This is a genomic window from Clostridium sp. UBA6640 (assembly GCF_002455975.1).
Taxonomy (GTDB): Bacteria; Bacillota; Clostridia; order Clostridiales; family Clostridiaceae; genus Clostridium_J.
This window is the reverse complement of the sequence record NZ_DKLM01000160.1, coordinates 1-14,417: the sequence shown is the minus strand read 5'-3', so window position 1 is coordinate 14,417 and position 14,417 is coordinate 1. Positions and strand designations below refer to the sequence as shown.

The window sequence follows — 14,417 nt, the reverse complement described above, 5'->3', positions numbered from 1 at the left end:
AATTGTCCATTGTCAATCGTCAATTCTCAATTGTATAAGGGTGCAGTATAGTTTGGAGCAAAAACTAGTGAATTTATACTAATACTGTGGAGATATGCAATGTTATTAAATTTCTCTAGCTATTTTGTCTTTTAAATTAATAATATTATTTTGCCACTTACCTTTTTTATAAGTTATAAATCCAAGGATATCGGCTAAAATCCATCCAATAGGTATAGACCACCAAATACCTTTTTGTCCAATATATGAAATAGAAGAAAGAGAGTATGCCATTAATACACGAGTACCAAGAGATACTATTGTTAATACTACAGACATTGCAATATTACCTACTCCTCTAAAGAAACCATAGAACATAAAAAGAAACCCAATTAGCATATAAAATATACCAACTATAGATATATACTCAATACCAGTTTCTATTACTTTTACTTCACTTGAGTCAACGAATATTTTCATGAGGTATTCGGATGACATTAAAATCAAAATAGATGAAATAATGCAGAAAACAATAATTATTTTAACAGCAGATTTTACCCCTTCATGTACTCTTTCTTTTTTACCTGCTCCTACGTTTTGAGCTACATAAGTTGAAAAGGCATTACCAAAATCTTGAACAGGGAGATATGCAAATGAATCAACCTTTCCAGCAGCAGTAAAGGCTGCTATTACATCTGCACCGAATGTGTTAACAAGACCTTGCACAGCTACCATACCTATAGACATAATAGACTGTTGTATAGAAGTTAAAAAGCTATACTTCGCTATAACTGGAAAAATTGTATGATCAAATACAAATTCTTTTTTCTTCATTCTTAGTAGGGGAACTTTTGAAAAGACGTATATTAAGCTTAAAATTGAGGCAACGGCTTGAGCTATAACCGTAGCATATGCAACCCCTGCAACGCCCATTTTAAAATTTAAAACAAATACAAGATCTAATACAATATTGATAATACAAGCAATAACTAAAAAATATAAAGATGTTTTTGAATCACCTAATGCCCTTAGCAGTGATGCAGATGCATTATATAAAAATGTAAATATTAATCCAGCAAAAACAATCTGAAGATAAGAAGTAGAGTCTTCTAATATTTCAACTGGAGTTTTAATCAACATTAAAAGAGGTTTCGTAAATAAAAATGTTAAAATTGATAAAAGTACAGTAAATATAAACATAAAAATAAAAGATGTTGAAACTACACGTTTTAAACCTTCGTAGTCTTCAGCACCAAAATATTGAGAAATCACAATAGAACTTCCCATACATAATCCAATTATTAATAAAGTAATAAAGTTCATAAGGGAAAAAGATGAACCAACAGCAGCAAGGGCATTTTTACCTACAAATCTGCCAACTACAATAGAATCAACCATATTATATACTTGCTGAAATATGTTTCCAATAAGCATTGGAAAAGCAAAGTTTAATATAAGCTTTGTTGGATTTCCTTTTTTCATATCCATTACCATAGCGAACATACTCCTTCATATTAAAATAAAATTATATTCAAATACCAAATTTATGGTAACATATAAATGGATATAGGGAAAATATTATTTTTATTTGAATTACATATGTTTCTCATATGTAAAATGGGAGATACAATTATGGATATTAGACAATTAAGATATTTCATTGCTATTGCTGAAGAAAGGCAAATTACTGCTGCTGCTAAAAAACTTCACATGACTCAACCTCCTTTAAGTCAGCAACTAAGTGCTATGGAGGAGGAAGCTGGGGTTAAGCTAGTTAGCAAAAATGGAAAATTTCTTGAGCTCACTGATGCTGGAAAAGCACTTTACAAAAATGCTTTAAATATAGTAAATCTTATGGAAGAATCCAATATTGAGATTAAAGAAATAGGAAGTGGTGTAAGAGGTAAGTTATTAATTGGTGTAAATACATTATCATATTATAAATTATCTACGTTACTTAACATTTTTCAAGAGAGATACCCTTATGTATCTTATAAAATTCAACAAAATGAATCAGGGCAGCTATGCAAACTACTAAAAGAACGAGCTATTGAATTGGCTATTGTTAGAATGCCAGTTGAAGTAAAAGATTTTTCTGTTTTTCATTTTAAATCAGAAAAATTTTGTTTTGTAACGTCAAATAAAATAATGCTACCTTCGCAAAAGATATCTTATGAACAAATACAGAAGTATCCACTTATAGTACCGAGTACCGAAGGATTAGGTCTATATAATATGATTTTAGAACCATTTTTACATCGTGATTTAAATGTAAATATAATATGTGAGTGCTCTGACATATTAGTTTTATTAGAATTAGTATCGTCAGGCTTTGGTGCCACCATTATTCCTGAATCTATCCTTAAAATCCATAAAGGATATGATGTACGGAGCTATGAAATTGATGACGATAAATTTACTGCATCATCAGGCTTAATTTGGTTAAAAGATCATTATTTATCCAAGACATCTAAAAATTTTATTAAGCTTTTAAAAGAGATGTATTCTGATAATATATAAAACCAATGGAGAAGTTTATCAATGCACAATCCACAATTCAAAATTGATTAACTATGGCGGCGAACAGTGTTCGCCATATATCATTCCTTATTATCTAGGGCTCTATAGTAGAATAAGTTATAGTCAAAATAGTTACAATATTAACGTCAACAGTAAATAACTGGTGGCGTTATTTTTTATTTATTAAATAAAAGTTTAAACAAATTAAAACTATTTATAATACCATTACGAATATATAGATGTACCCAACCTAAGGCTTATATGCATTAAAATAATTGCTAGTATCACCTCTGGGGAACAGTAGTGAAGCCCTTTAGGGTTCCCCTGAGGTGCAGTATAGTTCGCAACGATAATAATAAATTTAACCAATATTAATGAAGATAACCAAGAATAAGGGACGGTTTATTCCTTTTAATAATTTTCATTTTATAATTTGTAATGAACCGTCCCCATGTCTGTTCAATATTTGATAATAGAAGCTAATTTGGCTTTTGTGGAGAACACTGTTCTTCGCTACAGTTAATTAATTCTAAATTTCTTAGCTTTTGCTGAGAAATATCCACAATTGTGAATTTTGCATTGTGAATTGAACTAAGTTGTAAATTGAATACTCAGATAAGCATCTATACAGAATTATAAGCTACATTTTAAGATATTAAATTTATATAAGGAATATGAAAAAAAGTCTCACTGATCATTTTCGTGAAAATAGTTAAGTAAGTGGTGAAATATGGATAAAGAAAAACGATTGATAAAGGAAATTAAGTTGAAGTCAAGCAAAGCTGCAGCAAATGAGCTTATTTCTATATATTATAAGGAAATATATGCATATGTATATAAGCAAACAATTAATAAAGAGCTATCTATGGATTTAACGCAAGAAATATTTATAAGTATGTTGCAATCAATAAATAACTATGAGGGGAAAAAAGCTTCTTTTAGAACCTGGTTGTATAAAATAGCCACTAATCGAGTAGTGGATTACTATCGGTCTAAGTACTATAGATACAACAGTATAGCGGTTACAATTGAGGATTATGATATATGTGATGAGGAAGATTTTACAATTAATATAGAGTATAGAGAAGATGCTCAAAGAATTATTGATATAGTAAATAAGTTTGATGGGATAACACAACAAATATTTAGATTAAAAATCTTTGGGGAGAGTACATTCTTAGACATATCAAATATAGTACAAATACCAGAATCTACTGTTAAAACTAAGTACTATGCAACCCTTAAGAAAATAAGAAAAATATTAAAGGAGGCCCAATATGAATAAGGAGAAGTTTCATATAGAAATGCCTGATGACTTAGAAATAGAAGCTCAAATTAAAACTATTATAAATAAGGGGATTAAGTCCAAAGAATCATTTTATACATATCTAAAAAATATGTATAGGCAGATTGGCTTTAAGCATCTGTTTCACGATATAGGGGAAATTAGTTTTCTTATAATATTAATATTACCTGTATTAATTTCTCTTACTGTAGGTATTAGCAAGAATCCAGATATGAAATATGAGGTAATATATTCTCTTATATTTATGATTTCTCCAATATTATATTTAATTATGTCATTGTTTTCTTTTGTTAATACAAAGCAAAAGGGCACCTATGAAATAGAGATGGTATGTAAATATAATATATATCAATTAGCAGCATTGAGAATGCTTATATTCAGTATTATTTGCATTGTAGCTAATGGAATATATATATATGGAATTTTTATTGCCTATAAACAAATAAGCTTTCTAAGGGGATTTATGATTTCAGTTACAGCATTATTTTTATTTTCTACTGTTTTTTTATATTTAATAACTAAAACAGGTTCAAGCTTTACAAAGTACTTTGTAATTGGAGGATGGATATTTATAAATTTATCATTAAGTATACTTAATATGAATTTTTACAATAAATTTCTTATGAATATACCCACATACGTGTATTTAATTGTAATAATTGCCTGTGGTTGTAGTTACATAAAAAGTTTAAAAAAGCTTATTACTTTTAGAACTATAAAAGGAGTGTTTTAAAAATGTTAGTAGTAAACAATGTTACCAAAAGCTATGGAAATTTTTCTGTGCTTAAAAATATTAATCTTGAGTTTGCAAATGGGGTATATGGACTATTAGCACCAAATGGGGCAGGAAAAACCACATTGATAAAAATGCTAACCACACTAATTTTTCCTAATAAAGGGGAAATCCTTTATAATGGGACAGATATAGTGAAAATGGATGATAATTATCGTGATATATTAGGTTATTTACCTCAAGAATTTGGATATTATAAAAACTATAGTCCAAAACAATATTTACTTTATTTAGCTGCGCTAAAAGGTATAGATAATAATGTTGCTAAGAAAAGAATAGAAGAACTTTTGAAATTAGTTGCTCTTGAAGATGTAGCTAATAAAAAGATGAGAAAATTTTCTGGTGGGATGATTCAGAGAGTAGGCATAGCTCAAGCAATGCTTAATGATCCTAAAATTCTTATATTAGATGAACCTACTGCTGGTTTAGATCCAAAAGAGAGGGTTCGTTTTAGAAATTTACTTACTGAGTTATCAAGGGATAGGATAGTTATTCTCNNCTCTCAACTCATATAGTATCTGATGTTGAATCAATAGCTAATGAAATTGTTATGATAAAGGACAAAAAAATACTTTATAAGGACAGTATTAATAATATATGCAAAAACATTCAAGGGATGGTATATGAAACAGAGATCGATTTTGAGGCTGCTCATAATTTCAGAAAACAGTATTTTTCATTATCGGAAAAACAGGAAGAAGGTAAGATGAAGGTAAGGTTTATATGTAAAGAAAAACCTGATAGTACATGGAAGGCTGTTACTCCAAGCTTAGAAGATGTATTTCTTTATGAATATAGAGATGAGCCATTAGAGGGGGTGTAGGTATTTATGAAGATAAAAATGTACGAGCTTAAAAAGGCAATTACATCTCCTATAATACTATCACTTTTGGGGGTATTTATAGCCTTTAATCTTTTTATTATATTCAATAATGGATATTTTAGACATGAACTTAAGGTTTTAAATAAAATTGTAGATAAGTTTGGATATGAAATTAACGATGAAATGGTCAATGAGTTTGATAATTATTATAATGATGAGTTAAATAAGATGAATGAAATTACTTCTAAAAAAACTTCTAAAAGCTATGAAAGTGTATTAGAACTTTTTAAGGATAATGAATATTCACCACAGGGTTATAAGGGAGATATTTATAACGAAGAGGAGAAAAAATTTATCAGTGAGTTGAGTATTGTAGAAGTATATCACCAATCTATAAAAAATATTGATGAAAGATATAGTACCATTGATACAATGGATATTGCGGAGAGTGGTATAAATTCAGCTAGACTCAGTGGAAAAGCTGCTGATACTTTAAGAAATGAATATAAAAAATTAGGGTACAGATTTGAAAAATTAAAAGAAAATGGAGAACATAAAAACCTGTTTTTTATGGGAGAAATTTATGGAACCCATTCTTTTCTATTTAAAACCCTATTTAAGAGTATTATTTTTGAAATAATGATATTAGTTGTCCTAATTACAGCTTATTTAGTTAACTATGAGTTTGAAAACATTACTCATCACTTAGCATACTCATCTAAAAGGGGAAGAAAGATTATTATGGACAAGCTATTTGCTTCAATAATTTCCTCTATAATAGTTACAACTATGATTATGGGGATTACTTTGCTTGCTTATTTTATCTTATTTGATTATTCAGGACTTTGGAATGTTTCAATAAGTACTGCTTTTAACTGGGAAGATAAATTACCTTATATATCATGGTGGAATATGTCTTTTGTTCAATATTTACTTTCTGCTATTGGGGTAGTTTATATATGTGAATTACTTTTTGTTGGCATTGCTTTTGTAATATCAAAATTTATAAAAAATAGTTATATTGTATTTTTTATATTTGCCATAATCTTTGGAGGAAGTATATTGATGCCAGGATTTATGCCAACCAGTTCTAATGCTATTTTTATTACTGGATTTACACCTTTTTGTCTTATTCTAAATCCTTTTTTATGGTTTATGGGAAATGGTATATTTACGGTATTTAAATATTATGAAATAATTACAGTTGGTGCATGGTCCCTATTATTAATAATCCTATGTACCTTATGCATTAAAAGATTTAAAAGAGAAAGTATATGTGAATAAATTATATTAAAGACTTATCAATGGAGAACTTTATCGATGCACAACTTAGAATAATGCATAATGTACAATTAAGGAGGAAATTATTTTTAGGCAAAATAATTTCTTTGAATAGATTTTTTTGTCTAGCAATATAATTGCTAATTTTTCATACAAAGTTACTGTGTAACTTCAAAAAAAGAATTAATTTTACATTTCTCAGTGATAACTGAGAAATGTCCATAATTGTCAATTATCCATTGTCAATTTTCAATCGTATAAGTGGGAGGATATAAATGAAAGTAGTTTTAAATGAAATAAAGAAAATATTCAGCCTAAAGATGGTATTTGTACTTATAGTTATCAGTATAATAATGTATTTTCTATTTATTAGTTTTTATATAGAGCATTTTCCAAACGGAAGATCGGAATTAGATTACTATAATGTAAGTGTCGAAATGATAAATAATTATGGAGAAAAAATGGATGAAAAGGAATTTATACATTTCAAAGATACTTATAGTAAGCAAGTAGAAGAGGCAGATAGATATCTTCAATCAAAGAAAGAATTTGTGGATGAAGGCATAACCACCTATGAGAGCTTTCAAAATATGGATTCGGGTATAGAGAAGCTATATAATTTGCGTAGTTATGTTTTTCATGAAGACAATGTAGATATATTTTGGCAGTTACAAACTAGAGGGCACATGATAGAAATTTATGAAAACAAAGAAGAATGGATAAGAGGTGGATATGAGAAAATAAATGAGAAACAAGAAAAACGAATCAAGGAAATAGTGGATAGTGGAAGTTATCAATCTATTTTTCCTTATCTAATTCTTTACAATTATAATGCTTTAATAAAATATGTAGCTATGTTAGTAATAATAAGTATAATCTTCATGATATCACCTATCTTCTTAAAAGATAAGTTGAATAAAGTGAATCTTATCCAATATACATCTAAAACTGGAAGAGGTTTGTTTAAAAAGAAGATAGTTTCTGGATTAATAGCTTCTTTTATAATAACAACTATACAATTACTTTGTTTTTTTATAATTTACTCATTTAACAATACAAAAATGTTTTTTAATTATGATATAAATTCAATTTTTGCTAGCTATTTATCTTGGTATGATTTAACATTTATACAGTATATAGTTATTACAGTAATAGCTGTATATATATTGAGCTTTGTTATTGGATTAATAGTAATGTTTATATCAAGTATGGTAAACAATTATATAACTTTAATTGGAGTGCAGGTACCTATAATTTTTATTATTAGTGAGTTCCTTCCACGTATTATAGGTAGGATTACAGATATTTATCTACCTAAATATTTCATACCTATAATTTACTTTTCTTTGATTATTATTGGAATAATACTTATAACAATAAGATGGAAAAAAGAAAAGAAATTAGATATTCTTAATTAAACTTTGTAGTAATATATAATAAATAGTTTTTTTAGATAAAGCAATCTTAACTAAATATATGTAAGATTGCTTTATTTTTTTAAGCCTATAAATAAAAGTTTATAAAATCATTAGTTTCTAGAAATTATTTTATATCTAAGAAATTTATATTTAGTTATAGATAATTATATAATTAAATCTTAAACTATTAGTTAATATGGTAATATTATAGTGTTTATTAATTAATTGTCTAAAATTAATTTCATTACTCAATTGATTAAAATACCTTATTAAAGACAATGATATATGTCCGACACTATAATAAAAAAGTAATTTATAATAAGAATGGTGATAGCTATGGAAATATTAAAAGATAATGAAAAGCTAAATTTTTATATTGAAAAATTTAATATTTATAGTTTATTTGAAAAGGATATGACTAAATATATGCAATTGCATGTTTTTCGCAAAGGAGAAATTATATATAGATGCGGAGAGAAGATTGATTATATATACTTTCTAGTAGAAGGAAAAACAAAAGTATATTCGCTAACGGAGAATGGAAAAATATTTTTATTAGATTTTTCAAATCCACTAGATATGTTAGGAGATTTAGAGCTATTAGAAAAACTAAGTTATCAGCACAATGTGGAAGCTGTAGGAAAAACTGTTCTAATTGGAATTTCAATTAAAGATGTTTTACTACATTTATCTGAGGATGTTGAGTTTTATAAATCAGTTTGCAAATTTTTAAGTAAAAAATTATCAAAGACCTGTAGAGAATTGTTTCATAGTATGTTGTATCCTTTGATAAATAGATTTGCTACTTACTTAGTTACTGTGCTTCCAGAAAATGAGTATAAAATAGAAAAGTTTAATTTATCTGATACAGCCTTTAACTTAGGGTGTAGTCCTAGACATCTAAGTAGAATTATAAAAGATCTGTCTGAGGAGAAAATTATAAGTAAATATAGGTCAACTATATGTATTTTAAATAAAGAGAAGCTAGAAGATTTGTCAATAAATATACAATGGTAATAAAAGCTAAATCAAAGTTTACATTTTATTCGATTATAGGAATAATAAATTAAAAAGCTAGTGAAATTGTCTAATTCTCTTAAATATTATTAAAACAAAGTCGAAATTTGCAGTAGGCTTTCTTATTATATATAATTATCTAATCTACAAGTATATTAGTGGAGTTTTAGTATATTAGTGGAGTTTTAGTATATAAAATAACGTTTATATTAAAAAGGTTATAAAAGTTAAATTTTTTAGGAATGTTACATTAAAAAACTTAAGAGAGCTATTGATATAGTAATTATCAATAGCTTTCTTAAGTTTAAGATTTTTTCATAACCATTAAGTAGTATTCAGTTCCAAATTCACTATTGAATTGTTGTTCTATTTCTTTAAGTCTTTTTTCTTCTGGCTCATGTAAATCTGCGTATTTAATGTCATTAGAGGAGTTGGAAGTATTGTTATTCATCATATTTATCACCTCATACTTAGTTATCTCCAGCGGACTTTGTAAATATGTGTGGTAGATTTTGTACTAATTTATTATTGAGGTGACATATTAATTTTTTGCAGCAATTACTAATTATATTATTAGTAAAAAAATATGATGGAAATTAATCCTAATTGGATTAACTTCCATCATAAATTATGAATTTGACAGTGTGAATTATTTTAAGTTATAACATCAAAGTGATAAGTAATATTATATATAAATTAGTTTTTCTAATATCATGTCTATATATTATAGTACATTAAAAATCCAACCTTCTGGTGCTTTAACCTCACCAAATTGAATTCCATAAAGTGTATCATAAAGTTTTTTAGTCTTAGGACCTACTTCTGTTTGACTATAGAAAGTATGCATTTTTCCTTTATATTCAATTCCACCAATAGGTGTTATAACTGCTGCTGTACCACAAGCACCAGCTTCTTCAAATTCGTCTAAATTATTAATTAAAACATCTCTTTCTTCTACATCCATTCCTAAGTATTCTTTAGCAACATGCATTAAAGAATATTTAGTTATACTAGGAAGAATTGATGGTGATTTTGGAGTAACAAACTTATTATCTTTTGTAATTGCAAAGAAATTAGCTGCTCCAACTTCTTCTATTTTTGTATGAGTTGCTGGATCAAGATAAATACAGTCTGCAAATCCTTTTTTTACTACGTCATCATGAGGAAGTAGGCTTCCAGCATAGTTTCCACCAACTTTAGCAGCGCCTGTTCCAAGTGGAGCTGCTCTATCATATTCTGTAACAACAAAGTTTACAGGATTCATTCCGCCTTTAAAGTATGGTCCAACTGGTGAACAAAATACGCAGAATATATACTCTGGAGCGGGCTTAACACCTAAATTATCTCCAACACCTATTAAAAAAGGTCTAAGATATAAAGTTGCACCTGTACCATAAGGTGGAACATAAGCTTCATTTGCTTTAACTACTTGAATACATGCATCAATAAATTGTTCCTCTGGAATCTCAGGCATTAGCAAACGTTTACAGCTTCTATTCATTCTTTTAGCATTTTCATCTGCTCTAAATAACTGAATTTTACCACTTTTTGTTCTATAAGCTTTTAATCCTTCAAAACATTGTTGTCCATAATGAAGTGCTGTAGAAGCTTCACTTATAGAAAGTTTGTTGTCTTGAACAAGTTCTCCTTGATCCCATTTTCCATCTTTCCATTTTGAAATATAACGAAAATCTGTTTTAATATAAGCAAATCCTAATTTGCTCCAATCAATGTTTAAAGCTTTATCCATAGAAATTCCTCCTAATTAATTATATCCTAAAATTATGTTCTATAATTTTATATTAACACGCAAATTTATATATGTCTAATCAGAATTAAGCTAATATTGGCCATAAGAAGAAATTAAATCATAGTTTTTCTTTGAATAGTTCGAATAATATTAAGTTTTTGAAAAAAGAAAATAAAATTTTAATCTCTGTTAATATTGTAATCTTTTAATACATATAATAGCTTGTAATTTTAATATAATTATGAAAAATAAATAAAAAAGATAGATGGCATTACTATAGGGATACAACACGAAAACTTAAAATATATTATAGAAAATAAATTTTCTATAAAAATAGCTTAGATCCTTAGAAATTAAGGATTAATAATTAAGAATGAAGAATTTAGGATGAAATTCNNATTTTTCATTCATAGAAAAGAATTTTTGCTATGGAAATTAAAATCATGCATATGTTAAATTTTCATTGTGGAACCCTATAGATAGTCTATCTATCTTTTTTAAGATTTCTATTTATTAGAGTCATAAATCCTTCTGGAGTAACTATTCTTACCTTAGGATTTTTATTTAATTCATTCACAACGCTTTCAATACTACTCATATCTTTACTCCAAGCATGTACGTACACAAAGGAGTATGCAGCTGTTTCATGGACATTCGTATTCCCTAGATTTATTCTATTGTTAATTTCTGAAACTAACATATTCTCATCTTGAAGACCTGCCCAGAGTAAATCTCTACAGGATACTATGGGTTTGTTATTGGACCATATAATTTCTCCATGATAATCATTGTGCTTATGATAGTTAAGATAAAATAATCCTTGAATATTAGACTCTTTAGTATATTTATCCCAAAGACTAGTTTTATAAAAGGAATCATCGTCGATTATAGCCACGTATTTTTGATCAACTTTTTTCATATAATTATTTAATCTTTTTACATCAGAATCTAGTGCTGTAGTAGGAAACTGGCTAGGATACATATAGCCATTTCCAGAGGGAGATACGATGAAAGTATCATTATTTTTTCCATTACTAGCATTTTTGTAATATAAGTCTAAGACTGTAGGAGCTAGATAATACATAGAAGGAGTCATAGACCATCCCATATTAAAGTTTCCTCTATAAGGAGAGCCATACCACTTTGGAGAACCATAATTACTACCGAGATTCCATTGTTGATTATCACCATCAGACATAATAAATGTAACATAATGTACATCATTTTCTACAGGAGGAGAAGCTTGTTTTTTCTGAGCTATAGGTAATGATGGGAAAGCGCTTAATGTAGTTAAATTATAAGACCAATCTGCAGCAACTACACTTACGCCATATTTTGAAGCAATGCTTACGTTAGTATGTTCATCTGCTCCCCAGCCTAAAGATATGGAATCATCATCCATCGAATCAAATATCACATTACTAAGTGGAAAATCATAGGAGTCATCTTCGAAAAATACTAGAGATTTTGTCATTATTGCATAATCACGTAATGGAGCAGATTTATCTGGAGATAACTGGATAACAATTGAATGATTTAGCCCAGAATTCCATAAGTTATTATAAGCCCAGTATTTGTCTGTGTTCCTGCAATCTCCTTGAAAGCTTTTTATACCGTGAGATCTCACTTTAGCTTCAAGAGATTCCTCAACAACTAAACTTCTTTTTAGGGACGCTAAAGAACAAGCATTATTTATTGAAGGGTCTTTTTCTATCTTATCGCTGTAAAGTACATATCCATCTATATAAGATTTAAATGTATCTAATAGTTTCCATGGATCTGTAACAATCTCATAGTTAACTCCATAATTATTTTTTAAGTCATCAAGCCATATTTTATAATCAGGCTCATTTGAATTTAAAGTATAAATTTGTGAAGTTGAACGGTTAGATACCAATCCTTGAAGCGTAACTATCATTGTATTTTCTGCATTAGTCATATTATTTTGATCTACAACGTAAAGATATTTTGGTTTTTTTGAATTTTTTATGTAATAAGAGCTACTCCCATAGACATTATTTGATAACACAAATATATTAAGAACTATTATAGAAAAAACAAATAATATAAGAAATTTATTTAATAGTTTTTTTGATTTCATAGGAATTACGCTCCTAAATCCATAACATATAATTCATTAATCATTGCACTATTGGTAGATGAATTTTTCTTCCACTCAGACCATTTAGTTTTAAAGTTATCATTATTTTCTTTAGAATAATTATAGAAGTTGGTAAGAAAATTTTTTCTTTCTTCATTGTAAAATCCTTGTGCACTAGTGGGGCTCATATTTGATAATAATACTTGTCTTTTAACAATATCATCTAAGTTTACTTCTTTAGAGTTTTTCATGATGTCATACATAATCATAAAAGTAGTTGTTCTTCCTATGCCTTGTTTGCAGTGAAAATGTACCCAAGAATCTTTAGGTTGTGAATTCACTAACTCTACAAAATAGTCAACCATATCATCTGTAGGCAATTTACCATCGGTAACGGGAATACGTACATATGACATTAATTGAGATTTGACAAGCTCTCTTTCATCTTGGACTTTTGTTGGTATTACTGTTTTACCATGATGGCCGTGAAGAACTAGAGGCTCATGTAATTTAATGCTTTGTAGCCTGTTACGCTCATCAGCTAAAACTTGCTCTTTTGTTAATCCCATATTTGCATTATTTTTTGAATTAGCCCAACTGACAGGTATACCATTAATGAAGCCATGAGATTCTTGCCTTAAGTCTACAACAACTATAGGCATACTAGCTCCTATAGAATTTTTTATAAGAGCAAGACCGTTTTCAGAAAATTGTTCGCTGCCAGATATATTTAAGGTATCTAATCCAGTTAGATTTAAAGATTCGTTATCTTCAGTATTAACTTTATCTGAAGATTTGCGAAAATGACTGGGAAGTTTGTGGATATTAAGAGAATCTATAACAAGATTTACACTTGTATCATCAGTAGGTGATCCAAAAGCTTCTATAGATTTACCTAAATAGGAAATAGAAATAGTCATAATTAATGTTATTAGAAAGGCTAACATACTTGCTTTAATTCTTTTTTTCATCATTATTCACCTCGTTATAATAATTAAGTAACATACATATATAATTTAAGCTATTGTCCTATGTTTTATTCAATTCACAATCTTTTTCAATAAAAAACTAGCAATTGTATTGCTAGTTAAAAATTAGTTAAAGAAATTAATTCTTATAGAATTAATTTCAACTATAATTGTCAATTGTCCATAGTCAATTCTCAATTATCTAACTGTAGCGGCGAACAGTGTTCGCCATAAAACTAGCAATTCTATTGCTAGTTAAAAAAAGATTAAAGAAATTATTTTGATTAAAAATAATTTTCACCGTAATTGTTAATTTTGCATTGTGAGTTGTATAAATTCTATGATAAAATAGAAAAAATTATTTTGAATAAACTACTATAGATGTATCACTTCTATATTTGATCTATCCCTGAAAATAATTAGCATTTATTGGTATTGTCGCTAATACTACTAAATTCACA

The 14,417-nt window shown here is 27.8% G+C and carries 11 protein-coding genes and 1 pseudogene; 7 read left to right on the top strand and 5 right to left on the bottom strand.

The annotated features are described in order from the left end of the window. Window positions 1-105: 105 nt before the first annotated feature. Window positions 106-1,482, bottom strand: coding sequence for an MATE family efflux transporter (locus tag B2W91_RS18590; protein WP_414633136.1), 1,377 nt, complete (start codon window positions 1,480-1,482; stop codon window positions 106-108). A 129-nt stretch (window positions 1,483-1,611) separates the two neighbouring features. On the opposite strand from B2W91_RS18590, the gene B2W91_RS18585 reads away from it, so the two are divergent. The 7 genes and pseudogenes from B2W91_RS18585 (at window position 1,612) to B2W91_RS18555 (ending at window position 9,137) form a co-directional block, all read left to right on the top strand. After that, window positions 1,612-2,499: a LysR family transcriptional regulator gene (locus B2W91_RS18585; RefSeq protein WP_291583637.1), complete on the top strand. Its 888-nt coding sequence runs from the start codon at window positions 1,612-1,614 to the stop codon at window positions 2,497-2,499. Between the two features lie 730 nt (window positions 2,500-3,229). Beyond that, a complete protein-coding gene (locus B2W91_RS18580; RefSeq protein ID WP_291583635.1) occupies window positions 3,230-3,784 on the top strand; it encodes an RNA polymerase sigma factor in 555 nt (184 codons plus the stop codon). Continuing rightward, window positions 3,777-4,538 carry a hypothetical protein gene (locus tag B2W91_RS18575; protein WP_291583633.1) on the top strand — a complete coding sequence of 254 codons (762 nt, stop codon included), beginning with the start codon at window positions 3,777-3,779 and terminating at the stop codon, window positions 4,536-4,538. Before B2W91_RS18580 ends, B2W91_RS18575 begins: the two co-directional genes overlap by 8 nt. A 2-nt stretch (window positions 4,539-4,540) precedes the next feature. Beyond that, window positions 4,541-5,421: pseudogene (locus tag B2W91_RS18570) on the top strand (ABC transporter ATP-binding protein). 6 nt (window positions 5,422-5,427) lie between these two features. Further along, window positions 5,428-6,705, top strand: coding sequence for an ABC transporter permease subunit (locus B2W91_RS18565; protein WP_291583632.1), 1,278 nt, complete (start codon window positions 5,428-5,430; stop codon window positions 6,703-6,705). Window positions 6,706-6,977: 272 nt separating this feature from the next. After that, window positions 6,978-8,120: a hypothetical protein gene (locus B2W91_RS18560; RefSeq protein WP_291583629.1), complete on the top strand. Its 1,143-nt coding sequence runs from the start codon at window positions 6,978-6,980 to the stop codon at window positions 8,118-8,120. A 336-nt stretch (window positions 8,121-8,456) separates the two neighbouring features. Next, window positions 8,457-9,137, top strand: coding sequence for a Crp/Fnr family transcriptional regulator (locus tag B2W91_RS18555; RefSeq protein ID WP_291583627.1), 681 nt, complete (start codon window positions 8,457-8,459; stop codon window positions 9,135-9,137). Window positions 9,138-9,441: 304 nt separating this feature from the next. Here B2W91_RS18555 and B2W91_RS18550 read toward each other — a convergent pair whose 3' ends face one another. From B2W91_RS18550 to B2W91_RS18535, 4 genes are all read right to left on the bottom strand, one after another. After that, on the bottom strand, window positions 9,442-9,591 hold the full coding sequence (locus B2W91_RS18550; protein WP_291583625.1) for a polynucleotide phosphorylase: 150 nt from the start codon (window positions 9,589-9,591) through the stop codon (window positions 9,442-9,444). Window positions 9,592-9,861: 270 nt separating this feature from the next. Next, window positions 9,862-10,887, bottom strand: a complete 1,026-nt coding sequence (locus tag B2W91_RS18545) for a branched-chain amino acid aminotransferase (protein WP_291583623.1) — start codon at window positions 10,885-10,887, stop codon at window positions 9,862-9,864. 484 nt (window positions 10,888-11,371) lie between these two features. Then, a complete protein-coding gene (locus B2W91_RS18540) occupies window positions 11,372-12,988 on the bottom strand; it encodes a GxGYxYP domain-containing protein (protein ID WP_291583621.1) in 1,617 nt (538 codons plus the stop codon). Between the two features lie 5 nt (window positions 12,989-12,993). Beyond that, window positions 12,994-13,962, bottom strand: a complete 969-nt coding sequence (locus tag B2W91_RS18535; protein ID WP_291583618.1) for a fused DSP-PTPase phosphatase/NAD kinase-like protein — start codon at window positions 13,960-13,962, stop codon at window positions 12,994-12,996. Between the last annotated feature and the right edge of the window lie 455 nt (window positions 13,963-14,417).

Excerpts from the sequence above, each read along its gene's own strand:
- B2W91_RS18590 (WP_414633136.1), bottom strand. The coding sequence starts at position 1,482 with ATGTTCGCTATGGTAATGGATATGAAAAAAGGAAATCCAACAAAGCTT.
- B2W91_RS18585 (WP_291583637.1), top strand. The coding sequence starts at position 1,612 with ATGGATATTAGACAATTAAGATATTTCATTGCTATTGCTGAAGAAAGG.
- B2W91_RS18580 (WP_291583635.1), top strand. The coding sequence starts at position 3,230 with ATGGATAAAGAAAAACGATTGATAAAGGAAATTAAGTTGAAGTCAAGC.
- B2W91_RS18575 (WP_291583633.1), top strand. The coding sequence starts at position 3,777 with ATGAATAAGGAGAAGTTTCATATAGAAATGCCTGATGACTTAGAAATA.
- B2W91_RS18565 (WP_291583632.1), top strand. The coding sequence starts at position 5,428 with ATGAAGATAAAAATGTACGAGCTTAAAAAGGCAATTACATCTCCTATA.
- B2W91_RS18560 (WP_291583629.1), top strand. The coding sequence starts at position 6,978 with ATGAAAGTAGTTTTAAATGAAATAAAGAAAATATTCAGCCTAAAGATG.
- B2W91_RS18555 (WP_291583627.1), top strand. The coding sequence starts at position 8,457 with ATGGAAATATTAAAAGATAATGAAAAGCTAAATTTTTATATTGAAAAA.
- B2W91_RS18550 (WP_291583625.1), bottom strand. The coding sequence starts at position 9,591 with ATGATGAATAACAATACTTCCAACTCCTCTAATGACATTAAATACGCA.
- B2W91_RS18545 (WP_291583623.1), bottom strand. The coding sequence starts at position 10,887 with ATGGATAAAGCTTTAAACATTGATTGGAGCAAATTAGGATTTGCTTAT.
- B2W91_RS18540 (WP_291583621.1), bottom strand. The coding sequence starts at position 12,988 with ATGAAATCAAAAAAACTATTAAATAAATTTCTTATATTATTTGTTTTT.
- B2W91_RS18535 (WP_291583618.1), bottom strand. The coding sequence starts at position 13,962 with ATGATGAAAAAAAGAATTAAAGCAAGTATGTTAGCCTTTCTAATAACA.